The organism is Pelodictyon luteolum (assembly GCF_001622165.1).
Lineage (GTDB): Bacteria > Bacteroidota > Chlorobiia > Chlorobiales > Chlorobiaceae > Chlorobium > Chlorobium luteolum_B.
In genome coordinates this window covers 135,606-158,870 of record NZ_LVWG01000032.1, presented here as the reverse complement: position 1 = coordinate 158,870, position 23,265 = coordinate 135,606, and the positions used below count along the sequence as shown (strand labels likewise).

At 57.2% G+C, this 23,265-nt stretch carries 23 protein-coding genes; 1 reads left to right on the top strand and 22 read right to left on the bottom strand.

Annotated features, from left to right (window positions below; translation table 11 throughout):
- Positions 1–13: 13 nt before the first annotated feature.
- The 9 genes from A3K90_RS07020 to A3K90_RS06980 all read right to left on the bottom strand — a co-directional run bounded on the left by A3K90_RS07020 (position 14) and on the right by A3K90_RS06980 (position 8,034).
- Positions 14–811: a cytochrome c biogenesis protein gene (locus A3K90_RS07020; protein ID WP_303681868.1), complete on the bottom strand. Its 798-nt coding sequence runs from the start codon at positions 809–811 to the stop codon at positions 14–16.
- Positions 808–2,046, bottom strand: coding sequence for a cytochrome c biogenesis protein ResB (locus A3K90_RS07015; protein WP_303681867.1), 1,239 nt, complete (start codon positions 2,044–2,046; stop codon positions 808–810). The genes A3K90_RS07020 and A3K90_RS07015 overlap by 4 nt, the downstream gene beginning before the upstream one ends.
- Before the next feature lie 93 nt (positions 2,047–2,139).
- Entirely contained in the window at positions 2,140–2,904 is a 765-nt protein-coding gene (locus A3K90_RS07010; protein ID WP_303681866.1) for a HesA/MoeB/ThiF family protein, read from the bottom strand.
- The gene (thiH, locus tag A3K90_RS07005) at positions 2,895–3,992 is read right to left on the bottom strand and encodes a 2-iminoacetate synthase ThiH (protein WP_303681865.1); all 1,098 of its coding nucleotides are present in this window, start codon (positions 3,990–3,992) and stop codon (positions 2,895–2,897) included. The genes A3K90_RS07010 and thiH overlap by 10 nt, the downstream gene beginning before the upstream one ends.
- On the bottom strand, positions 3,989–4,768 hold the full coding sequence (locus tag A3K90_RS07000) for a thiazole synthase (protein WP_303681969.1): 780 nt from the start codon (positions 4,766–4,768) through the stop codon (positions 3,989–3,991). The genes thiH and A3K90_RS07000 overlap by 4 nt, the downstream gene beginning before the upstream one ends.
- Positions 4,769–4,812: 44 nt before the next feature.
- A complete protein-coding gene (gene thiS, locus A3K90_RS06995; RefSeq protein ID WP_303681864.1) occupies positions 4,813–5,016 on the bottom strand; it encodes a sulfur carrier protein ThiS in 204 nt (67 codons plus the stop codon).
- Positions 5,017–5,067: 51 nt separating this feature from the next.
- Complete coding sequence (locus A3K90_RS06990) at positions 5,068–6,213, bottom strand: PLP-dependent aspartate aminotransferase family protein (protein WP_303681863.1); 1,146 nt, start codon at positions 6,211–6,213, stop codon at positions 5,068–5,070.
- A 72-nt stretch (positions 6,214–6,285) separates the two neighbouring features.
- On the bottom strand, positions 6,286–7,575 hold the full coding sequence (locus tag A3K90_RS06985) for an O-acetylhomoserine aminocarboxypropyltransferase/cysteine synthase family protein (protein WP_303681862.1): 1,290 nt from the start codon (positions 7,573–7,575) through the stop codon (positions 6,286–6,288).
- Positions 7,576–7,578: 3 nt separating this feature from the next.
- Positions 7,579–8,034, bottom strand: a complete 456-nt coding sequence (locus A3K90_RS06980) for a DUF4395 family protein (protein WP_303681861.1) — start codon at positions 8,032–8,034, stop codon at positions 7,579–7,581.
- 144 nt (positions 8,035–8,178) lie between these two features.
- On the opposite strand from A3K90_RS06980, the gene A3K90_RS06975 reads away from it, so the two are divergent.
- Complete coding sequence (locus A3K90_RS06975; protein ID WP_303681860.1) at positions 8,179–8,622, top strand: MOSC domain-containing protein; 444 nt, start codon at positions 8,179–8,181, stop codon at positions 8,620–8,622.
- Positions 8,623–8,629: 7 nt separating this feature from the next.
- Here the strand turns inward: A3K90_RS06975 and moaA are convergent, their stop codons facing one another.
- From moaA to nifH, 13 genes are all read right to left on the bottom strand, one after another.
- Entirely contained in the window at positions 8,630–9,649 is a 1,020-nt protein-coding gene (moaA, locus tag A3K90_RS06970; protein ID WP_303681859.1) for a GTP 3',8-cyclase MoaA, read from the bottom strand.
- Positions 9,650–9,786: 137 nt separating this feature from the next.
- Entirely contained in the window at positions 9,787–10,599 is an 813-nt protein-coding gene (locus A3K90_RS06965) for a TOBE domain-containing protein (RefSeq protein WP_303681858.1), read from the bottom strand.
- A 225-nt stretch (positions 10,600–10,824) separates the two neighbouring features.
- Positions 10,825–13,056: a TonB-dependent receptor gene (locus tag A3K90_RS06960; RefSeq protein WP_303681857.1), complete on the bottom strand. Its 2,232-nt coding sequence runs from the start codon at positions 13,054–13,056 to the stop codon at positions 10,825–10,827.
- Between the two features lie 70 nt (positions 13,057–13,126).
- A complete protein-coding gene (locus A3K90_RS06955) occupies positions 13,127–13,525 on the bottom strand; it encodes a c-type cytochrome (RefSeq protein WP_303681856.1) in 399 nt (132 codons plus the stop codon).
- A 160-nt stretch (positions 13,526–13,685) separates the two neighbouring features.
- A complete protein-coding gene (locus A3K90_RS06950; RefSeq protein ID WP_303681855.1) occupies positions 13,686–13,994 on the bottom strand; it encodes a ferredoxin in 309 nt (102 codons plus the stop codon).
- Positions 13,995–14,077: 83 nt separating this feature from the next.
- Entirely contained in the window at positions 14,078–15,340 is a 1,263-nt protein-coding gene (locus A3K90_RS06945) for a radical SAM protein (RefSeq protein ID WP_303681854.1), read from the bottom strand.
- Between the two features lie 16 nt (positions 15,341–15,356).
- Complete coding sequence (locus A3K90_RS06940) at positions 15,357–16,709, bottom strand: nitrogenase component 1 (protein WP_303681853.1); 1,353 nt, start codon at positions 16,707–16,709, stop codon at positions 15,357–15,359.
- On the bottom strand, positions 16,706–18,067 hold the full coding sequence (gene nifE, locus A3K90_RS06935; RefSeq protein WP_303681852.1) for a nitrogenase iron-molybdenum cofactor biosynthesis protein NifE: 1,362 nt from the start codon (positions 18,065–18,067) through the stop codon (positions 16,706–16,708). The genes A3K90_RS06940 and nifE overlap by 4 nt, the downstream gene beginning before the upstream one ends.
- Positions 18,068–18,153: 86 nt before the next feature.
- A complete protein-coding gene (gene nifK, locus A3K90_RS06930) occupies positions 18,154–19,533 on the bottom strand; it encodes a nitrogenase molybdenum-iron protein subunit beta (RefSeq protein ID WP_303681851.1) in 1,380 nt (459 codons plus the stop codon).
- Positions 19,534–19,578: 45 nt separating this feature from the next.
- The gene (gene nifD / locus A3K90_RS06925; protein WP_303681850.1) at positions 19,579–21,219 is read right to left on the bottom strand and encodes a nitrogenase molybdenum-iron protein alpha chain; all 1,641 of its coding nucleotides are present in this window, start codon (positions 21,217–21,219) and stop codon (positions 19,579–19,581) included.
- Between the two features lie 38 nt (positions 21,220–21,257).
- Positions 21,258–21,635 (bottom strand): P-II family nitrogen regulator, encoded by a 378-nt coding sequence (locus A3K90_RS06920; protein WP_303681849.1) that lies wholly within the window; start codon positions 21,633–21,635, stop codon positions 21,258–21,260.
- Position 21,636: 1 nt separating this feature from the next.
- A complete protein-coding gene (locus A3K90_RS06915; protein ID WP_303681847.1) occupies positions 21,637–21,993 on the bottom strand; it encodes a P-II family nitrogen regulator in 357 nt (118 codons plus the stop codon).
- Positions 21,994–22,049: 56 nt separating this feature from the next.
- Positions 22,050–22,874 carry a nitrogenase iron protein gene (gene nifH / locus A3K90_RS06910; RefSeq protein ID WP_011358257.1) on the bottom strand — a complete coding sequence of 275 codons (825 nt, stop codon included), beginning with the start codon at positions 22,872–22,874 and terminating at the stop codon, positions 22,050–22,052.
- Positions 22,875–23,265: the final 391 nt, after the last annotated feature.

Genomic DNA, 23,265 nt, shown 5'->3' with positions numbered 1-23,265 from the left:
CCCTTCCCTTTTGCTAGCTCTGCTGGTATGTGTGTACGCTGTTGGCCGCCGTCGGCAGGTAGTTGACGCCGAACCAGCTGACAAGCAGCACCAGAAACGCCAGCGCAAGGTACCACTGGAGGTTCAGTCGCCTGACTTTCCAGCTCGAGGCATGCAGGTAGCCGAGGTAGATGAGCCAGGCGATGAATGCCCAGGTTTCTTTGGGGTCCCATGACCAGTAGTTTCCCCAGGCGTCTTTGGCCCAGAGCGCCCCGAACACCAGGCCGAAGGTGAGGAATACGAACCCGAGCAGTGCCAGGTAGTGGCCGATTGCGTCATTCTGCAGGGTGTTCTTTTTTCTCCAGGTGAGAAGGATGTTGTGCCATCCCGCCACCGATGAGGCGGCAAGCAGCACATAGCCGACGAGGTAGACGACTACGTGCGGGATGAACCAGGGACTTTGCAGCGCAGGCATCAGGGCCTTGTCGAAGACCTCCGGGTGCATGAGGTTGATGGAGAGAAAGAATCCCGCGAGCGCCATGCAGTAGTATTTGAGCCAGGAGATGTTCCAGCGCTGTTCGACAAGCAGTCCCACCAGGGGAATCAGGGCGGCGTACCAGAGTCGGGTTTCGCCGAGAGTCCTGAGGGGTGGCCGTTCGAGCGCCGACCAGTACATGGCGATGAAGGCGATCATGATGATGGAGCCCCCGAGGTTGAGCCCTGTTGCAGCATTTTTCATGATGGAGTTGCCCCTTGCGGCGATCCCGAGTAGGCTTCCCGATGCCCAGAATGCGATGGAAAGATAGGCCGCAGCCGTGAAATCTATGATCATGCTTCGACCCCCGATCGTTTGATGCCGTTCCAGAAAAAGAGAGTATTGCCGGCCAGTATCATGAAAAAACCGAGATAAACCCCGGGAAGCCAAGGGTCGCGGATTGCCTCGATGAGGCTGAGCGTTGAGAATCGCCCGGACTCTTCATCGTACCCCATCTGATAGATTTTCCACCCTTCGAAATTCACCGGCTTGTTCACCTCGAGCGCAGCTTCTAGGCTTCGACCTCCCTCGGCCTGTATCGTAACCGCCGAACGGTATGACTTCGGTGATCCCGGAACCATGATGAGAATCTGGGATTCAATGCCGGCGACATAGGGTCTCATGCCGGGACCACCCGTGCTGAGCCAGGTATCGGGCTGCTCTCCGCTGCCGGTGATCCGGACTTTCGCATAGGGGATGCCTGCTGATGGCGGAGCGGTTATAGGAATGCCGTCGGGGCCCGGCATGGCAGAATCCATGAACTCCGTTACCTCCACCCGGGTACCTTTCCAGGATATCGTGGTTCCTTTCCGGACTTCGGTCACGGCCTGGGTTCCGGCCATGATGAAGCGGTCCGACTCCGGATCATAGAACATGAGCTGGGGGGGGTACTCCTCGATGGAAAAGTCATGGAGCTTGACAGAGAACGGCAGGTCGCGGACTTCCCGGCCTCCCCCCGATACGAGTCCGCGACTGGTGCTCCGGCCTTCATAGACCGGCACGATCAGGCGCTGGAGATCCGAACTCCCAAAAATGCCGCAGGCGAGCGCAATCCAGAAGCCTGCATGGAACAAAATGAACTGCAGGTTTTTAGGGCTGAACGGTACGGTTTTCCATACGAGCGAGAGACCGAGGTTCACGAGGAAGAGGGCTACGGTCAGGGCAAAGGGCCAGCTGGAAAAAATGCTGTAGAGGCCGAGCCGCACGGCAGCCGGATTGCCCTCAGCTCCCTGCGGCACCATGCCACCGATGAATGAGAGGACAGCGAGCGATAAGATGAGGGAGAGCCCGAGGGGGATGCCGCCGAGCCACTGCACCGGGGGGCGGTTCCGGAACGACAGGCCGAGAGCGGTGGTTGCAAGCGCCAGAAGGGTGAGGATGACTCCGTTCAGAGGCCACGCCGGCAGGGTGATGCCCTGGCCCCCGAGTGCGTATTGAATGGCAAAACCGAACGCGGCGGTCATGATTGCCATAAGCGCAGCCTCCCTGAATTCCCAGGGGGCCTGAAACCATTTCCGGTGGTGAGGGGCCATAGTTGCAATCGCTGTCGTTGGGGTCCGGATCCGTAGTTTCCGGAACGGTGAATACATAATTTAGGCCGCGGGGTGTGGATGTCCAAACATCCCTTAGCGTGTTGTCTGCTGCGGATCCGGGACGCCGCAGACTGGACAGCGGGGGTCCTTTTGGACGGGGATCCTGCGGAACTCCATTAAGAGTGTGTCAAGGATGAGCAGCCGGTCGAAGAGCGGCTCGCCGATCGAGAGAAGTACTTTAACGGCTTCCATTGCCTGTATGGAGCCGATGATGCCAGCAAGTGCGCCGACCGGGCCTTCCGGGGGTGTTCCGGAAAATGGATCCTCTTCGTCAAAAAGGCAGCGGCAGCAGGCGCTCTTCCCTGGTATGACGGTCATTGCCTGCCCCCTGAACCCTTTGATGCCGCCGTGGGCATAGGGGATTGATGTTTCGTGGCAGGCTCTGGCGATGAGGAATTTAGCGTTGAACGAGTCGGTTGCGTCCACCACGAAATCATATGCCCGGATGAGCTCCGAGGCGTTCTTGCCGGTCAGCCGGAACGGATGGGTTTCCATATGGAGAGATGGGTTGAGGGCCAGAAGCCTCTCTCCTGCAGAGTCGACCTTGGCAGTGCCGACCGAAGCTGCAGTATGGATAATCTGCCGTTGCAGGTTGCTCTCTTCAACCCGGTCGTCATCAACCATGCCCAGCGTGCCGATGCCTGCCGCGGCAAGGTAGCATGCGGCGGGGGAACCAAGCCCGCCTGCGCCGATGATGAGCACTCGCGATGCTTTCAGCCGTTCCTGTCCCTTTATGCCGATTTCCGGCAACGCGATATGACGGCTGTAACGCTCCTGTTCCTGTGCGCTTAGGGGCATAGGACGGTTTCCTTCAGTCCTCCGGTCGGGAGGATTTGGGTCGCCGGTCCGTTGTATGCACCGTCCCAGTTCTTGAAAACCGGTTCAATTCCCCGATCTCTTAGTGCCTGACAGAACTCCGGGGCGCTCCTTTCGTCGGAAATGTCGAACTGTCCGCGCTCGCCGGTTTCCCCCTCATCGTATCCACCAACGGTCGTTTTGCTGGCGATGCTCATGCGTGTGACGGCGAGTCCTGCCATGCCGTCGCGGAACGATGCCCGTTCGCGGGTCGAGAGCGCAAGATCCATGTCCGGAAGACCGATCCGGAATGCCAGAATCATGCGGGCGAGCTGCTGGTCGCTTACCGTGAAGGGCGGCTGCCAACCACCCTGTTCAGGGCGCATGCGGGGGAATGAGATCGAAATACCTGCCCGCCACCAGGTTTTGGCGAGGTGGCGAGCATGACGGTAAAGATGCAGTGCTTCTTCGACGGGTTCAGAGAGCCCGAGCAGCGCGCCGATGCCGACCGTTTTTATGCCCGCTTCCAGCGCCCGTTCAGGGGTATCTAGGCGGTGGAGGAAGTCCTTTTTCGGCCCCCATCGGTGGAGTTCTTCGTACCGTTTCCGGTCGTAGGTTTCCTGATAGATGGTTACGCCGGTGCAGCCGCAACTGGCGAGTTCCCGGTATTCCTCTACGCTCATCGGGAATGTTTCCACCGATACGCGCGGCATTTCCTCTGCGGCGATTTCAACTGCCCGGCGCAGGTAATCGAACCCGGCCGCCACAGTCCGCTCGCCGGTGAGGAGGAGGATGTCCCGGATGCCAAGCTTTTTCATGGCGGTGATTTCCCTTCTGATCTCATCCTCTTCAAGGCGCCGTCTCAGGGTGGTCCTGTCGGATGCGAACCCGCAGTAAGCGCAACCGCTCGGGCAGTGGTTCGACAGGTAGAGCGGGGCGTAGAGCGACATGGTGCGTCCGAACCGGCGCAGGGTGATGGCGCGGGCGCGGGCTGCGAGGGTTTCAATGTCGACTGGGGAATCGGGGGAGAGCATCCGGCGCATTTCCGTAGTGCTTCCTTCATCCACGAGCCATGCGGGGACGTCTTTCATCGGCTTTCCCCGAGGAATGATGTGAGGGGGCTTGTCGGAACGGCCTCTCCGCTTTCAGCCATGAGGCCGGCCATGTAGGCCCTGCGGCCGGCAGATGTGCCATCGCGGAACGCCGTGGCCATTTCCTCTGGGTTGTCTGCAGCGGCGATGGCGCTGTTGACGAGGACGGCGCTGCATCCCATTTCCATAGCGCGTGCCGCTTCAGATGGTGCGCGCAGACCCGCGTCGACGATGACGGGGATTGTGCTTTCACGGATGATGATCTCGAGCATCCCTGCAGTCGAGAGTCCACGGCCGCTGCCGATGGCAGCTCCGAGCGGCATGACGGAAGCGCATCCTACCTCTTCAAGGCGCTTTGCCAGCACCGGGTCTGCCGAAATGTAGGGCATGACCAGGAACCCTTCTGACGCCAGGATCTTTGCGGCTTCGAAGGTTTCTATCGGATCCGGCATCAGATGCTGCGGGTTGGGGTGGATCTCAACCTTGATGAATGGGCTTCCGGAGAGCTCACGGCTTATGTGCGCCGCTTTAACGGCTTCGGCCGCTGTCGAGGCTCCTGAGGTATTCGGCATGAGGGTGATGCCTTCCAGCTGACTGAGCGGGCCGAAGAGATCGTCTTCAAGCTGTTCGCGGTTGAACCGGCGGAGCGCGACGGTGACCAGCTCCGCCTTTGAGGCCCGGACGGCCCGGAGCATGACATCGGTGCTGCTGAATTTTCCTGTTCCGAGGATCAGGCGGGAGTTGAAGGTGTGGGGGCCTATGTGGAGTGCGTCCATTACATTTAATACGTCCATTACTGCTGTTTCATTCTTGCTTATGTTCATCCGCCTCCGGCAAATACCAGAATTTCCACCCTGTCTCCATCCTGGAGGACAGCGGTCGTTCGTTCGGGAGGGCGGACAATGTGCTCGTTGACTACCGTCGCCACGGTTCGGCCGTCGGTTCCAAGGATGGCGAGCATGTCAGCCACCGTTGATCCTTCGACTACGGGCTCGGGTTTTCCGTTCAGTTCAATAGTAAGCATTTAGGTGGTTTCTTCACGATTTCTTTCGTCTTGATATTCATGCCTGCCGGCTCAGATGCATCCCTTGAGGGCAGCCTTGAGGTCCTTTTCGAGGTCCTCTTTGTTTTCAAGGCCTATGGAGAGCCGGACCAGACCTTCCGTGCACTCCCGTGCCCTGCGTTCTTCTACTGATAGTGCCCAGAGGGTCATTTTTGCCGGTGATGCGATGAGAGACTCGACGCCACCGAGACTGTCTGCAAGTATGAACAGTTTAAGACCGGAAATAAGTTTCCCGACTGCCTCCATGCCCCCTTTGAGTTCTATGGTCAGCATGCCCCCAAAGCCCTGCATCTGGCTTTTTGCGAGTTCATGCTGGGGATGGGACGGAAGACCGGGGTAGAGCACCTTTGCCACTGCGGGATGGCTTTCAAGGAACCGGGCGAGGTGCATGGCATTAGCCTCGTGTTCTTTCATGCGGACCTTGAGGGTTTTCAGGCCGCGCATGACAAGCCAGCAGTCCCAGGGTGCGGGAACTGCTCCGGCTGCTGCCTGATATGTTTTGACGCTCTGGTGGAGTGCGTCGTCGTTCATGATGACGGCTCCGCCGATGATGTCGCTGTGCCCTCCGAGGTATTTCGTGGTGCTATGGATGACCATGTCCGCCCCGAGGTCCAGGGGGCGCAGGAAGTAGGGACTTGCAAAGGTGCTGTCGACGGCCAGGATGATGCCTCGCTCTTTTGAGAACGCAGCAAGTGCCCTGATGTCGGCAATGCGCATGAGAGGGTTGCTCGGGCTCTCCACCCAGATCAGCTTTGTTTCGGGTCGGACAGCCTCGACGTAGCTCTCTGTAGTACTGCCTCCGGCATAGGACGTGGTTATGCCCATCGGGGCGAGGAGCTCCTTGAAGATGCGGTAGGTGCCGCCGTAGATATCGATACCCGAGACGACGTGGTCCCCTGGCTTCAGGACATGGAGCGCCGCCATGGTTGCTGCCGCTCCCGAGGCAAACGCCAGTCCATACCGGCCGTTATCGAGGAGGGCGAGGGTTGCCTCAAGCGCCTGGCGGGTGGGGTTGCCAATTCTGGAATAGACAAATCCTCCATCGTATTCCAGTCCGCTGCGGGCGAAGGTTGATGTCTGGTAGACGGGTACCGTGACCGAGCCGGTATGGGGGTCGGGTGCCTGAGCGTCATGTATGGCGAGGGTTTCGAAGTGCATCGTGTGATCTTTTTTTACAAGGTAGTGAGATTCTGCAATAATCCGACCGCCTCCTTCACGATGCGGTCCTCTTCAGCATTTTTCCAGCACTTCATCCAGCGCCCGGGTGAGGTCATCCCGGTGTTCGAGCCCGATGGAGAGCCGGATGAGGTCCTGCGAAATCCCGCCGCGCCGCAGCTGTACCTCGGAGAGCTGGCTATGCGAGGTGCTTGCGGGATGGAGGATAAGGCTTTTTGCGTCACCAACATTGGCCACATGTGAAAAGATCCTGATGGTGTCGATGATCCTGACTGCCGCCTCGAAGCCGCCCTTCGGGCCGAAGACCACCATACCCCCGAACCCCTTCTTCAGATCCCTTGATGCGGTCTTATGGGAAGGGTCCTGTTGCAGCCCCGGATAGCGGATCCAGGAAACCTTCGGGTGGCGTAGGAGATGCTCTGCGATGTGCATGGCATTTTCTGAGTGGCGCTCCATGCGTACGTGCAGTGTTTCAAGCCCCTGGAGGAAAATCCAGGAGTTGTCGGGCGAAATGCAGGCTCCGAGGTTGCGGAGGGGGACGGTGCGGAGCCGGAGGGCGAAGGCTATTGGGGCAAGTTCTTCAGGAAGGTCCCGGGCCCAATGGATTCCGTGGTAATTGCTGTCGGGCTCGGTGAAGAGGGGATGCTTTCCCTGTGCCCAGTCGAAGCGGCCGGCATCGGTGACGCTGCCGCCGATTGCCGTTCCGTGTCCTCCAATCCACTTTGAGAGGGAGTTGATGACGATGTCGGCACCCAGCTCAATCGAGCGGAGGAGGAACGGGGTGGTGAATGTGGCGTCGACCACCAGCGGCAAGCCGTTTTCATGGGCGACCGCTGCTGCGGCCCGGATGTCGGTGTAGTCGAGGGTCGGGTTGCTGATGGTTTCTATATAGACGGCTCTCGTTTTCGGGTTGATGGCGCTCTGTATCTCTTCAGGGTTTGAGGGGTCGACAAAGATGACGTCGATGCCGAGTTTCGGCAGGATTGCATCGAACTGCGTATAGGTGCCCCCGTACAGGTTACGCGATGCGACGATGTTGTCGCCTGCTTCGGCAAGGGTGATGATGGTGTTGAAAATGGCCGCCGTTCCCGATGACAGCGCAACGGAGGCAGCACCGCCTTCAAGTTGTGTGATCCGCGTTTCAAGGGCGTCGGTGGTCGGGTTCATCAGGCGGGTGTAGATGTTGCCCAGTTCCTTGAGTGCGAACAGGTTCGCTGCATGCTCTGTGTTCCTGAAAAGGTAGGCGTTCGTTCTGTAAACGGGAACGCCTCTTGAAAGGGTTTTGTCAACTGACTGGCCGGCGTGCAGGGCGAGAGTTTCAAAATGGCTGGTGGCTGAATGCATCGGTTACCTCTTAATTGTTGGGATTCTGGAGAGCAGGCGGTGTCGTTCAAGATTGAAACGGTAAAAAATGACGCATCCGAAGCAGAACCCGCCGAGGGCCATGGCTGCGGCTCCTGCGACAATGGCAGAGAGCGCCCAGCCAGCTACTGGCTGGCCAAAGAGGAATGCGAGCTGCGCCATGCCGAGAAGCAGGGCGGCAATGGCATTGTTGAAGCGCATGAGTTTCGGGCTCTCGGTATGTTTCCCCTCCCGTCCATTGCCGAAGAGCATGGTGCCGAGGATAAAGACCGGGCTGGCCTTTTTGCCCAGCAGCACCGCCGGCAGGATGATGAAGAAGAGTGCTGTGGTAATGAGCGGCTGCTGTAATGCGCCGGCAAGAATGACGCCAGACAGCAGGATGGCGCGGTTCAGGGTGACGATGGGCATCGGGATGCCCTGTTGTTGTTCGGTCTGGGCCATTTTTCTGTTTAGGTTTAACAATTGTTAATATAATTTTTCATGTTTTCCAAAAAACTTTGTGTGTATTTTCAGTTCTACTGCATGTGGGGCCGCTGACGGGAAGGGTGCCTCAGAGCAAAAAAACTGTAACGGGTACACGTGAATATGGGACATATCGAGGCGGTCTGCGTCAGCAGGGAAAAGGGCGAGTTGAAGTCACCAGTCGAGGGGGCCGAGTTCAGGAAAGACTGGGGAATAGAGGATGATGCACATGCCGGTGACTGGCATCGTCAGGTTTCACTGCTTGCCGGTGAGAGTGTGGACAGGATGCGTAAGAAAATGCCGGAACTCAGCCACGGAATGTTTGCCGAGAACATCGTGACACGCGGAATCGATCTCTGTGCTCTCGCTGTCGGCGACCGGCTCATGGTGGAGGGCGGGGTGGTGCTGGAAATCACTCAGATCGGTAAGGAATGCCACAACGGCGGCTGCCCCATACAGGTGGCGACAGGGGAGTGCATCATGCCGAAAGAGGGGATTTTCTCGAGGGTTCTGGAAGGTGGTAGGGTTGCTCCCGGCATGAGCATCAGTTCCTCTTCGGGAGTGTAACCCCCCCCTACCCTCCGATTTCCGACATGCTCGTGCCGGCTGAACTGCCGGCATCCTTGACCTTCCTGCCGTCTTCGGGCTTGTGGAGAATGCACTCTCTCAAGCAATGCATGAGTGCTTCATTTCGGGATTCATCCGTTCCTGCTTCATTTCTCAGGGCCTGCAGGAGGTCCACCCCCTCCTTTTCGTACAGACAGCTCATGGCCGTGCCTCCGGCAGTAATGCGTATGCGGTTGCAGCGGTTGCAGAAGTTCCGTGTATAGGCAGGGATGATTGCGGTGGATCCTTTGTGGTTCGGTAGCCGGAAACTGAAATACTGGGTTCCCGATCCCTGAAGCTCTTCCATTTCCGGATAGAGGCTGAAGAGCTGCTGGCGGATTTTATCCATGCCGAGAAACTTCCCCGTACGCCAGATCTGGTGGTCGTCGAACGGCTGAAGCTCCATGAAGCGGACTGTGACTGGATTGAGCCGGGTCAGCTCGATGAAGGCCGGCAGCTCGTCGTCATTGATGCCGCGAAGCATTACTACATTGACTTTAACGGGTACAGATCCTATGCCGATCAGCCGGTCGAGGTTGGATTTTACCCTTGCAAATTCATCCCGGCGGGTGATTGCCTGATATCGCTCAGGCTGCAGGGAGTCGATGCTGATGTTGATGGCGTCGATGCCCGCCTCAAGCAGCCGGTCGAGGTGGCGGTCGAGCAGGAGGCCGTTTGTGGTGAGTGTTACCTTTTCAATTCCGGGAGTCTGCTTCGCCATGAGGACGATGTCGGCAATATCGTGGCGAAGCAGCGGCTCGCCTCCGGTAAGGCGCACTTTCTTTACCCCCACTGCCGCGAGGGCCCGGATGATGGCCTTCACTTCACTGAAGCTCATCATTGCTGCAGCAGTTCCGCTCTCATGCTCCTCCCGCATGCAGTATGAACAGCGGAGGTTGCATAGGCGCGTGAGGGCTATGCGTGCGTAGGTGATCCGGCGTTGAAAACGGTCTTCAAGCTGGGAGATGTTCTGCTCGGTAAGGCTCAATCGGTCGTGTTTCCTCTTTCCTCAGTGTTGGTGATGAGGAGACAAGATATTCCTTCTTTCGGTGGAAGCCAACAGAAACCGCTGAAGCCCCCGGATGAGGGAGGCTTCAGTACAGGGTAAAAAAGGCAGATCCGGCCTCAGTTGACGCCGAGGATGACGCTTGATGCCTTGAAGGCCGCACAGGCGTGACCACCCTCTCTGAGTCCGAGTTTTTCTGAACTTCCGTGGGTGATGATGGCCGAGATGACGTTGCCGCCTCCTATTTCCACATCGACTTCGGTGCTGACCGGGCCCTCAATCAGTTTTGAGATGGTTCCGCACATCAGGTTTCGGGTGCTTAGGTGTGCCTGGTGAAGGTCCTGGCCGATGATGATGGAGCTGGCTTTGATGATGGCGTATGCGCTCATGCCCTCCTTGAGCGCGAGATTCTTCACTGCACCGTTGGTGATGATTGACGTGATGCGGGCTCCGCCGGAGAGCAGAATGACCACTTCGGCGTTGACGGCACCGAGTACGATCTGTTCGACGGTGCCGGAAAAGACATTGCGTGCACTGATTTTCATTGAGATCATTTTTAGGAATTGATGGAGCTGTGTCGTGTTGCCGAGTCGCTGTTCCAGATTGTGGAGGTATTTGCGGTGTTCTTCCTGCACCACCCGGAACTGTTCGAGCACTTTTTTCCCCTCACGGGTGAGAATGGTGCCGCCTCCGCCCTTGCCCCCGGCGGTTCTCTCCACCAAAGGCTTTTCGGAAAGGTTGTTCATCATATTGACGAGGTGCCATGCGGTTTTGTAGCTGATGCCGACCGCTTTGGCTGCGCTGTTGATGGATCCGAGTTCCTGGATTTTATCCAGAAGGGCGATCCTGTCGCCGCCGAGGAACCGGTTCTGGTCTTTCTGGAACCAGATGTCGCCTTCAATTCCGATTTCGTCACGCATGCATTTTGCCATAGGATTGCGGGGTTCTGTTCCATCGAGAGGTTATTGCTTCTTTATACATCACCTCAATATAGGCCAAAGAGACCCGCATTCACTAGCATTGTACCGTTCGCCTTTTTTTGACGGTATCAGTTTGAGCTCATGGCTTTGTTCCGTTTGAGTTCAGCAATATTAACCCGGCGCCGGAGAAACGCCGGGAAGGTGTAAAGAAGAAAGAACATGCACTGCGGAGAAACTTTAGTAGTGGAGGGCAAGTGTCGCCATGAGGGTGAAAGGCGCTCCGGGTTGGTAGGATGTCTTCATCGTTTTATAGTCGGACGTGCTGATCATGCTGACGTACTGTTTGTCGAACACGTTGATGAGGGAAAGCGAACAGTCGACATTTTTGAACCCGAGCATCGGTCGCGACCAGGTGAGGTCCAGGTCGCAGACCGTAGCGCCATCAATTTTTTCGTTGTGCAGCACATCCCCGTAACGGGTTGAGCTGTATCGGACGATTGGAGAAATGGTGAAGTCTCCAATCCTGTAGCTGAGCATTCCCTTGGCCATGAATTCCGGTGCATCAGGAACCTGGTCACCCTTTACGTCAATCGTCGGGTTGCCGCTGGCATCAGACGCGATGGCCTGGTCGAAGTAGAAGCGGTTCCATGAGAATGAACCGTAACATTTCAGGTCGCGGGAGGGCTTGTAGTCTGCTTCAAGTTCGACGCCGTATCCCTTGGCGTCGGCGTTATTCATCGGGTATGTTGCATCAAGCGCCGGGTCGTAGAGCACCGCCTGCTTGTGGTTGTGGATGGCATAATAGATGGTCGGGGCGAGGCTCCAGTTGGTGCCCTTCATTCTCATGCCAAGCTCGAAGTTCTGCGCTGTTTCCATTTCGCGGGCGTCCCAGAGCTCCTGGAAGGTGATGCCGTTGTCTATGAAACTTGTGGCGTTGGAGATGAAGTAGGGATAGATGTCGACATGGGTGACATAGTTCTCTCCGTAGGCGAGGTGAATCGATGTATCATCATTGATGAGCCTCGTCAGCGTTAGGTTTGGAAAGACGCGGCTGAAGGTTTTTGTTGCTGTTGCGCTTCTTGACGCGTCTATTGACGGGTTCGAGGCGAGAGCCTCATCGTAGCTGACATCTAAGATGTCGGTTGTTGTGTAGGTTATGATTGAGGGGAGGGTGTAGTTGACATACTTCAGCCCGCCCTCAATACGATAGTTCCCTGTGCTGTACTTTGCCTCAATGAAGGGTTCGTGCAGTTCGTGGGTGGAGGTGTTCGAGAGGATAGACCAGTTTTTGAATACAAGGTCCCCTGCGGTGGATACGGTGTAGTTCTTCCATGAGGAGGGAGGTCCCGGCCGTTCTTGAGTGTGGTATAGGTATCCAAAATCAAGATCAACATCACCGAGTTTTGTTGAATATTCAGCGAGTACCCCTTTAAGGTCATGCTCGATGTCCCACTCTCGGACGAGGTTTGTTCCCGGTGTTGGGGTTATGGTTTCCATGTAGTACCCCTTGTCGCTCCAGTAGTAGGGTTTGATGTTCAGTTTCGAGCTGTCTCCGGTTTTGATTTCCAGATTCGCCATCACCATCCAGTCCTCGAACTCGTTCTTGTTGTAGTCGTAATAAAAAGGGTCTGCAGGATTGGTGCTGAAGTCTTTGCTGTAGGCAGTGTCGAGGTCCGAGATTTCGGCATAGCTGAGTGAGCGGTAGGGATGGATCAATCCTTTGCTGTAGGTAAGGAACGCTTCAAGCTTCACCCGGTCGCTGAAGGTTTCGCTGAAGCCCAGCATCATGTTGTTGCGGTTGCTTGCCCCATCCCCTTTCCATTTTTCAGCGTAACTCGTTGAAGCTGATCCAAAAGCCTTGAATCCGCCGCCGAGCTCACCCGTATCGATTCTCAGATAGGTGCGCCCGAAATTGTTGCTGCCTACGCTCTGCTTTACATCAACGCCGAACTCGTCAGCCGGACGCTTGATTTCCATGTCGATTTTGCCTCCTACATTGGCAAGGCCAAGCCCCTTGCTGGCCGGCATGACTCCGCTGTAGATGGTGATGTTCTGCATGTTCTCAAGATCGTAGATGGTTGCTCCGCCCCCAGGCCTGCCGGTGAGGGGAAGCCCTTCCACATTGGCGGTTGTGGATGGAACGCCGCCTGCCGTTGCCTCAACTCCACGGAACTTGAATGATTCATGGTAGTTGGATATGTCGGCAAGCCCGTATGGGTCGACGCTCTGCTGGCTGAGGGATGGCATCATGTTGATGACCTTGTAGACGGACATCTGCGAGGGGTTCAGTACGGCCGATTCGCTACCGGTGACCTGCTGCAGGATGTCTCCCTTCTGGCCTGAAACGGTGATTTCCTCGGAGGTAAAGCGGAGAAGTGTGCTGTCTGGCGGTGTTTCAGCGGCTTGGGCCGTTGCTGCGAGCAGAAACGCCATGCATGTGAGGGCTATGGGGGTGGTGGTCTTTTTCATAGGTGTTGTGCGGTTGGTTTCGTTGTGTTGTTCAGGTGATAACGGTGGCCGAAAAAAAAGGCCCCGCCGCTCATTCAGGGCAGTCCGGCGGGACGAAGGCCTGATCGTAGCTGTCCCATAGCCATTCCGAGACGGTCCTGAGCTCCTCCTTCGTGAGCTCGACCTGCGGCATCAGCCCGAACCTCGGGATAGCCGGGGCGCGGAGCTTCGACTTCGCTGGTTCGGGGTGGGTGATGAAGTCCATGATATGGCTGACGCCGGCCTCCCTGGAGTCGAACGCCTTGTGGTAGAAGTGCGCGAGTCCGACAATCGGCGGCGCGGTTTCGGGGGGAGGCGTCATGGAATGGCAGCTGCTGCAGTGGCGCCGGTACAGCTCCCTGCCTGTCGAACCGCTATCGGCGGCCTGTGCGGACTCATGTGCGGGCGCAAGCAGCGCGCTTCCGACGAGGAGTATCGTGAGTGGTTTCATCGGGGCGTTCGTTGTGTGTTTCTGGTTATAACGGATGGCACCGGCCGTCGGCGCTCTTCTCTTTCTTATCCGTCTTCGAGCGTTATGTTTTACGGAATATAACGAATGTTGGGAAAAATGCTGTCTTTCCATCATGAAAAGACAGCGCAGGCAATAATAATCAGTGGATGATGTGCGCTTCGCACGCTTCGCCCTCTTCAAGCGCATCGAGAATTTCATCGACCTTATCTTCACTGTCGACTTCTCCATACCAGAAGTTTTCAGGGTAGATGACGACAATCGGGCCCTTCTCGCAGAGGTTGAGGCATGCGGTGGCGGACACGGCCACGTCCGTCATGCCGCGGTCGGCCAGCTCGCTCTCGAAATAGGGAATCAGGCTGAGTGACTCTTTTTTGTGGCAGATGCCCTGTGGAGCTCCCTGGGCGCGGAAGCTTGCGCAGACGAAAATGTGGTGTTTGGGTTTGTCCATTGCGGTGTCCTGTTTGGTGTTTGGGGTTGACGTTTCTCTGCTTTTCCTTTGTGCCGAAGCCATACATCCGGGCGAGGCGGCTCTCAGCCGCAGCCTCCTCCCGTTCCGCTGCAGGCGTGCTTTCTGCTGTTACGGGTCATGTGCCGGATGTCTTCGCCCTTGAAGAGGCCTGTGACGGCGTCTTCAATCACTCCTTCGAGCACCATGACTTCTATTCCCTTGGTGTTCAGCACCTTTGTCGGCGAGTCCCCTGCACTGCTGCAGAGCAGGGCTCGACAGTCACCGATAAGGTCGGCCACGGCTTCCCAACGGTGTTGTCCTCCGCCCGGTTTGGGCGCAGGGCGGGAGTCGATGAGCGAGCAGATGCCTGTGGCGGGGTCCATGCCGTAGACAAGGAAGCGGTCGGCGTCTCCGAGATGCTGGTTGACGAGGACTCCTTCGAGGCTTGTAACGGCAAGGTAGGGCCGGGTCTCTGAAGGGTTTTTCGGCAGTCTGGCGGCCTCGTGGAGCTTTTCGGTCATGGCTTCACTGTTCATTTCTCCGATGATGCCGACCGCGTCTGCACGGCAGCGGGCGCAGTGCTTCATCTGCGGGAGGAACGCACTCGTGGCTTTCTGGATTTCGGCCACCATTTCGGCCGGAGGTTCCTCAATATTTTCGAAGACGGTCTCCTTCGTGTTGTAGTAGGGAAGGCAGTTGAGGATGTCTGCCCCGAGTTCCGAGACCTTTTCAGCTACGGCGAGCACATGCTTGTCATTGACGCCGGGGACGATGATGGTGTTGACCTTGGCGGTGATGCCGGCGGCTTTCAGTGCACTGAGGGCGGCAAGCTGGTTGCCGATAAGGAGTTCTGCGGCCTCAAGGTCGCGATGCATCTTTTTTTCATGGCGGACCCAGGCATAGATTTCAGCGCCGATGGCCGGGTCTATGGCGTTGATGGTGATGGTGACGTGACTCACCTCAAGCTCCTTGAGCTCGGGGATGAATGGCATGAGGTTGAGTCCGTTGGTCGCGACGCAGAGCAGCATCTCAGGGAACTCTTTACGGACCAGACGGAGCGTCTCCATGGTTTCCTCGGAGTTGGCGAAGGGATCGCCGGGACCTGCTATGCCGACCACCGAAATGTTCGGTGAGAGCAGAACGGCCTGCTTCAGGTAGTGCAGGGCCTGTCCGGGAGAGAGCAGCCTGCTCGAGACGCCCGGCCTGTTTTCGTTCATGCAGTCGAACTTCCTGTTGCAGTAATTGCACTGGATGTTGCATTTCGGCGCGACAGGGAGGTGTATCCGGCCGAACTTATGTCGGGCGGAGTCGTTGAAGCATGGGTGGTTTTCAAGTTTGAGCTGCATGTGGTGTTCCTCCCTTTTACATGTAAGTGTATCCGATTTCAGAATCATCCTGTCGTGTCTCGATCACGGTGTTGACAATCCGGTCGAAGAGTTCCAGGGTACCGCGGTATCCAAGATGGTGATGGCGCTGTCCACCGAACCGGTCGTGGATGGGGAAGCCGATGCGAATAAGCGGAATACCGCTTTTGCGCGACATGGTGTACCCTTTGCTGTTTCCGATGAGGAAGTCTGGTCGGAGCAGGGCCGCCTCATCTTCGATGTCGGCGAAGTCGACCCCGTCGCGCACCTTGATGCCTTCTCCATCCAGGTCCGGAACGAGAGCTTCAAGCTTTTTACGCATGAGGCCGCTCTTGCCTCCGGATGCACAGAGCACCGGACGGATGCCGATTTCCTGAAGGAATGCGGTCATTGAGATGACAAGGTCCTCTTCGCCGTAAACAATCGCCGTTTTGTCGAACACGTATTTGTGCCCATCGGAGTAGGCATCCACCAGGCGGCGGCGTTCGTCGTCGTATTTTTCCGGTCGGGGTTTCTGGCTGATGGCTTCAAGAAGCCCGAAGAACCGGTCGCTCTCCCTGATGCCGATCGGAAGGGGGAGGTGGTAACGCGGAACCCCGAATTTCGATTCGAGCCATCCTGCCGCCGACTTCGCGGCTTCGAGGGTAGATCCGAACTCGATGCTGCCGATAGCGCTGCCCGATGTGGCGATTGCGGCAGCAGGAGTGCCTCCCGGCGGTATCCTGTGGTATTCTGCCCACGGGCCTCCGTCCAGCGTTTTCGAGTAGTCCGGCAGGATCATCGATGGGAGGTTGAAGTCGTCGAGGATCTCCTGCAGATAGCGGAGGTCGGCCGGCGATACCATGTTCGGGAAAAGGTTTACGAGGTTGTGCGGTGCGCCCTTTTCAGCGAGTGTTTCCACTGCGGCCCGCACGGCGGCATGGAAGCCGTCGATATGGCTGCCCTGATAGCTCGGCGTTGATGCGTGGATAAGGATCGGTTCTCCGGTTCTCGATATGGACTCTTTCATATACTCGCGCAGGATTCCCTTCACATCGTCGCCGATGGTTTCCGAGAGGCAGGTTGTGGCGATGCCGATGACTTCCGGCATGTACTGTTGGGTCACGTTCTTCAGCCCGAGCTTCAGATTGTGGCTGCCGCCGAACACGGCCGTCTCTTCGTTGAAGTTCGACGAGGCGATGTCGATCGGCTCCTTGTAATGGCTGATGAGGTACCGCCGGATATAGGTTGCGCATCCCTGGGATCCGTGCAGGAAGGGGACGCATTTTTCAATGCCCCTGAACGCGAGGCACGCGCCGAGGGGGTTGCAGAGCTTGCAGGCGTTCTGGGTTGCTGTTTTAGCGTGTTTCACAGTGAACCTCCTTTGCGCGGAGCGAACTGCCATACCGGGCTCATGACCGACTGGTAGACCTCCAGGATGAAATTGTACATACCTTCGAAGCCTGCGAGCGGAATCTTGCGTTCGTGGTTGTGGTCGCAGAACCCGACGCCGAGCTTGAAGGCGATCGGGCGCTCTTTGACGCCGCCGATAAGCAGGTCGGCCTCTTTTTCGAGAATGAACTTCGAGAGTTCGACGGGGTTCGAGTCGTCGACGATGACCGTTCCCTCGTCGCACATTTCTTTAAGGGCGAGGTAGTCTTCCTTGTTGCCGGTCTGCGAACCGGCGAGTACCACCGACATGCCGACCGAACGCAGCGCCTTGATGAGCGAAAAGGTCTTGAATGCACCGCCGACGTAGATGGCTGCTTTCTTGCCGGTGAGCGCCGCCTTGAACTTCTGGAGCTGGGGATAGAGTTCCCTTACTTCCCGGCTGACGATCTCCTTGGCTTTTTCCATGATCTCCGGCCGGTCCGGGAAATGTTTCGCCACGTCGTACAGGGCTGCGGACATGTCTTCAATGCCGAAGTAGGAGACCCTGATGTAGGGAATGCCGTATTTGACCTCCATGTCCTTTGCAAGGCTCGTCATGGAGCCGGAGCACTGTACTACGTTGAGGGTTGCGCCGTGAGCGCGTCTGACCGCTCCGACCCTGCCGTCGCCGGTCATGGTGGAGACGACCTCTATGCCCATCTCTTCGTAATATTTTCTGATGATCCAGGCTTCTCCGGCGAGGTTGAACTCGCCGAGGATATTGATGCTGTATGGACTGATGTCCTCTATGGGGCCGGTTCCGACCAGTTTCATGAGGGCGGTGCAGGCGGCTTTGTAGCCGTCTTTTTTCGTGCCCTTGAATCCTTCCGAATGGACCGGCAGGACGGGGATGCCCGTCTCTTTTGCGACTTTGCGGCAGACGGCGTCTATGTCGTCGCCGATCAGTCCGATGATGCAGGTTGAATAGATGAATGCCGCTTTCGGGCTGAACTTTTCAATCAGCTCTATCAGCGATGCGTAAAGTTTTTTCTCGCCGCCGTAGATGACGTCCATCTCGCGGAGGTCTGTGGAGAAACTGAGGCGGTGGAGTTCGGGGCCCGATGAAACGGCTCCCCTGATGTCCCAGGTGTAGGCAGCGCATCCGATGGGACCGTGGACGAGGTGAAGCGCGTCGGCCACCGGATAAAGCACCACCCTCGAGCCGCAGAAGACGCAGGCTCGCTGGCTGACGGATCCTGAAAGGCTGGTGGTTTCGCACGAAATATCGAACGCCTGACCGCCATCCTTCTTTTCGAAGATCTGTTTTTCCCTTCCCTCGAGGATGCCTATCTGCTCCATGGCTGTTTCCTTTAGTAAGCGGTGTTGAATGGTTGCCTGCTCCCTTCCTGTGCCGCCGTATTGCGGCGGCACTTTCCGGGGGGGTGTTACATCACGAGTTCGAACTTCTCCTCTTTTGCCGTCATGTCCTGGCGGTCCATAAGGACGCCGAGGATCTTTTCGACAATGCGCAGCCCGCCGCTGTATCCCACGCTGGGGAAGTAGCTGTGGCCGATGCGGTCGAGGATCGGGAAGCCGAAGCGTACGAACGGGATGTCCTCGTCACGGGCGATGTACTTGCCGTAGGTGTTGCCGATGAGGAGGTCGACCGGTTCGTTCTTGATCCACTGGTGGAGCAGGAACATATCGGCATTGAGGCCGTTCTTGAAGTTCGCTCCAGGGGCACGCTCCAGAATTTCCTTCATACGCTTGTCGAAGCGTCCGCCGGGGGTTCCGCTGACGATGTGGCGGGGTTTCATGCCGAGGTCGAGCAGGAACTCCGTAAGCGGGATGAGCTGGTCGGGGTCGCCGAAGAGCGCAACCTTTTTGCCGTGGAAGTATTGCTCCATATCGGTCATGACGTCAACGAGCCTGCCGCGCTCAGCCGTGATGGAGTCCGGAACCTTTACGCCGGCGGCCTTAGAGAGCGCCATGATGAAGCGGTCGGTAGCCGAAAGTCCGATGGGCATGTCCACCGTTTCGAAGGGAACGGAGCATTTCTTGTCGAGCGCTATGGCTGCCGGTTCGGCGCTGATGCAGCCAAGGGCAAGGGTGAACTTGCTGTCGCCGGTGCTCTTGAGTTCCGGAACGGTAACGCCGCCTTTCGGGTAGAACACGTGCTTGCCGGTCTGCGGCGCATCGAGCACGTCGGATGTGTCAGGGAAGAGGACGACCTTCGCTCCCATTTCCTTCGAGATGCGCTTGAGTTCACGCATATCGGAGGGTTCCATCCATCCGGCGACCAGATTGACCTGGTCCTTTTTCTCGCCGGTTGAGACGGCAAACTGCGCCGCCATGCCCGCGACCATGTTGGCATAGCCGGTGACGTGCGATCCGATGAAACTCGGAGTCGAGGCGTAGATCACATACTTGCCCTCGGGGATCTTTCCGTCATCGAGCGCTTTTCTGGTGATCTGCTGCAAATCGTCGCCGATGGTTTCAGAAAGGCAGGTCGAGTGCACGGCGATGATGTCCGGATCGTAGACCGAAAAGATGGTGTCGATCGCGGCAAGCAGGTTGGCCTGTCCGCCGAAAACCGATGCGCCTTCGGTGAACGAGCTGGTCGCCGCCATGACCGGCTCCTTGTAGTGCCGGGTGAGGGTGCTGCGGTGGTAGGCGCAGCAGCCCTGCGATCCATGGCTGTGAGGCAGGCATCCATGGATGCCGAGCGCGGCGTACATGGCTCCGATCGGCTGGCAGGTCTTTGCCGGATTGATCGTCAGCCCTTCGCGCTCTTTGACCTCGCTGGTGGTGTGTCTTAATAACATGTTAAAGAATCTCCTTTTTCATTTTGCCGGGTGATTGCGGGTTGTTCATGCCTCTGTATAGGTGGCTTCCAGCGCTCCGTCCATTTCTGCTGCTGCCGTTTCCCAGGGGGCCTTGATGAGTTTCCAGACCGGGTTGTTGACCATGCGGTCGATGTCCCGGTAGAAGTTCACCGCACCCTCGAACCCGGTATAGGGGCCGCCGTAGTCATAGCTGTGCAGCTGTTTGAGGGGGACACCCATTTTCTGGACCACATACTTCTCCTTGATGCCGGCGCAGAAGATGTCTGGCTTGTAGATCTCGATGAGTTTTTCCGACTCGTAGTGGCTGATATCGTCGACGACCATCGACTTCTTCATCATCTGCTTCATCATGCCTTCATAACCGTTGATCTCCAGTCCCTCTGCTTTCAGTGCTTCAAGTTCCGCTTCGCTCTTGCGGGGCTTGTAGAGCTCCGGATCGGCCTCAACCTTCAGTTCCTCGATGTTCTTGCTGTCAGCATCGATCTTGATGCCGGGCAGTACTTCGCGGCCTTCGTAGTCATCGCGGTGCGCAAACTCGTAGCCAGCAGCCACCGTCGTCATACCGAGTTCGGTGAAGAGATCCTGGTAATGGTGGGCCCTTGAGCCGCCGACGAAGAGCATTGCGGTTTTACCTTCGGTGCGGGGCCGGATTTCATCGATCACAGCCTTCACTTTCGGCAGTTCTTCAGCGATGACCTCTTCGACCCTTGCCTTCAGTTCCTCGTCGCCGAAGTACTGGGCAATTCTCCGGAGCGACTTGGCGGAAGACTCGGCGCCGACGAAGTTGATCTTCATCCACGGAATCCCGTATTTGGTTTCCATCATCTCGCCCATGTAGTTGATGGAGCGGTGGCACATGATCACGTTGAGATCCGCCATATGAGCGTTCTCGAGCTGGCCGACGGTGGAGTTGCCGCTGAACGAGGATACCAGAGTGATGCCGCATTTCTTGAAAATGCGCTCGATTTCAAAGGCATCGCCTCCGATGTTGTATTCACCCAGCAGGTTCAGGCGGAACTTGCCCTCCTTCTTTTCATTGTTGCGTCCGACCATGTGCTTGAACACGCCGTTGTTTGCGATATGGTGGCCGGCCGACTGGCTGACGCCCCGGTAGCCTTCGCAGCTGAACCCGAAGACGTTGCAGTCGCCGAGTTTTTCCTTCATTTCGCGTGCCGCGGCATGGACGTCATCGCCGATGAGTCCGACCGGGCAGGTCGAGAAGATTGCGATGGATTTGGGGTGGAAGAGGTCATAGGCCTCCTGGATTGCCACCTTCAGCTTCTTTTCGCCGCCGAACACAATGTTTTCCTCCTGCATGTCGGTCGAGAAGCAGTAGGTGATGAAGTTCGCATCTGCGTCGGTTTCGGGTTTTGTCTGGTTCCGCCTGGTCAGCCAGCTGTAGAAACTGCAGCCGATGGGACCGTGCGTGATGTTGACGATGTCGCGGGTCGGTCCGAGCACCACACCCTTGCAGCCGGCATAGGAACAGCCTCGCTGGGTGATGATGCCGGGCACGGTCCTGACGTTGGCCTGGACCTCTGGAACGGCTTCGGGATCATTGATGATGATCGACTTCGTCCGTTTCTTGGCGACCTTCGCCGGGTATTTCTGTACCAGTTCCTCCCTGATGGCTGAAGGATCCGGATATGTCTTGTTCGCCTCCATGTAGATTTCTCCGTTTACACCTGTTGTTTTGTTTCTCGTCAGTTGAGTGCCGTATCGCCCTCTTCGCCGGTCCTCACCCTGATCGTCTCGGTGATGGGAGTGACGAAGATCTTTCCGTCGCCCGGTTTGCCGGTCTGGTTGGTCTTAATAATGGTGTCGATTGCCGTTTTGCAGAGCTCGTCAGGCACGACTACCGTCAGAATCCTTTTGGCAACCAGACGCGGCGCATCGCCGAGCAGTGCGATTGCTTCGGGGTGGCCCTCTTCGGCACCCTTAAGGATGTCGAAGTGTACCTGGCCCTTTCCGCGACCCATGACCCTGCCTGTTGCGGTGAATCCCGGGATGCCGGCATCGACGAGCGCTTTTTTTGTTGCGTTGACCATATTGATCCGTATGACTGAAATGATCTCTTTCATCCTAGGCCTCCTTTGCTGCAGCGAGCGTCGGTTCACTTTCCTGCAGTCCCGAGCTTATGGTGTAGACCTCTTCAACTGCTGAGATGAAGATCTTGCCGTCACCGAACTTGCCCTCTCCGTCGCTCTTGGCGTGGTCGAGGATCGCCCGAACCACATAGTCCTTGTCGGCGTCCGGCACAACGGTGAACAGCATCTCCTTCGGCAGTTCGTCATAGACCACGTCGCCTACCCTGAGGCCGCGCTGTTTGCCGCGTCCGACGACAGAGATTTTGGTGATGGCCGGGTAGCCTGCATCAAGCAGTGCCTGCATGACTTCATGCGCCTTTTCGGGCCGAACGATTGTCCTGATCATTAACATTGGCGTTATACTCCCTTTTTGTTTTGGGCGCCCTCAGGCGCCGGATTTCGTTGTTGTCAGTTGGCGATGCCGAATTCGATGAGAAGCGACTCGAGCTCTTCGATCTCCAGCGGCTTCGGAATGACGAACATCTCGTTTTCGTCAATCTTGCGGGCAAGGGCGCGGTACTCGTCGGCCTGGCCGTGGGTCGGATCGTAGTCGATGACTGTCTTGCGGTTGATTTCTGCGCGCTGGACAAAGTTGTCGCGGGGGACGAAGTGGATCATCTGGGTACCGATCTTGCGGGCAAGCTCTTCGATCATCTCACGCTCGTTGTCCACCTTGCGGCTGTTGCAGATGAGGCCACCGAGGCGCACCCCACCGGCATCGGCATACTTCAGGATGCCCTTGCAGATGTTGTTTGCAGCATACATTGCCATCATTTCACCGGAGCAGACGATGTAGATCTCTTCAGCTTTACCGTCACGGATAGGCATGGCGAATCCACCGCAGACAACGTCGCCGAGCACGTCGTAGAACACATAGTCGAGGTCCCACTCTTCGTCGTATGCTCCCAGCTGCTCGAGCAGGTTGACTGAGGTGATGATGCCGCGGCCTGCGCAGCCTACGCCGGGCTCCGGTCCGCCAGATTCGGTGCAGCGGGTGTTGCGGTACCCTTCTTTGATGATGTCTTCGAGTTCGACTTCCTCTCCCTCCTCGCGGAGTGTGTCAAGTACGGTTTTCTGCTGGAGTCCGCCGAGCAGGAGGCGGGTCGAGTCAGCCTTGGGATCGCAGCCGACAACCATGACCTTCTTGCCCATTTCCGCAAGGCCTGCAACCGTGTTCTGCGTGGTGGTCGACTTGCCGATGCCGCCCTTTCCGTAAATCGCTACTTTTCTCATGTTGACTGGTGTTTAGTGTTTTTGTTGCCTTTCCGGTTAAATATTGAGGCTTTAGCTTTCTATTGCCTGAATATTTATGGTTATTATAGCAATATGCATGCCAAAGTTCGGAAATGTCTGTTGTGATTGGCTCTCTTCGGCAGTGGGATGCTGGAATCCCGCATGGGATGCGGGCTCAAGAGGCGGAGGAAAAAGGCGTTATTTTTTATGCATCGCACTTCTCCAGGGGGGATGGGTGCCGCAGAGGTGATTTCAGGCTACCCTTATGTAGGAAAGGTGGTTTTCCTACATAAGGGTCGGAAATTGGAGGCCTGCTTCGGGACGGTTCTGCTGATGCACTCTCTCCAGCTGCTCCAGGCGATGCCGCCTTCAGGGTTTGAGGGGAGGGAGT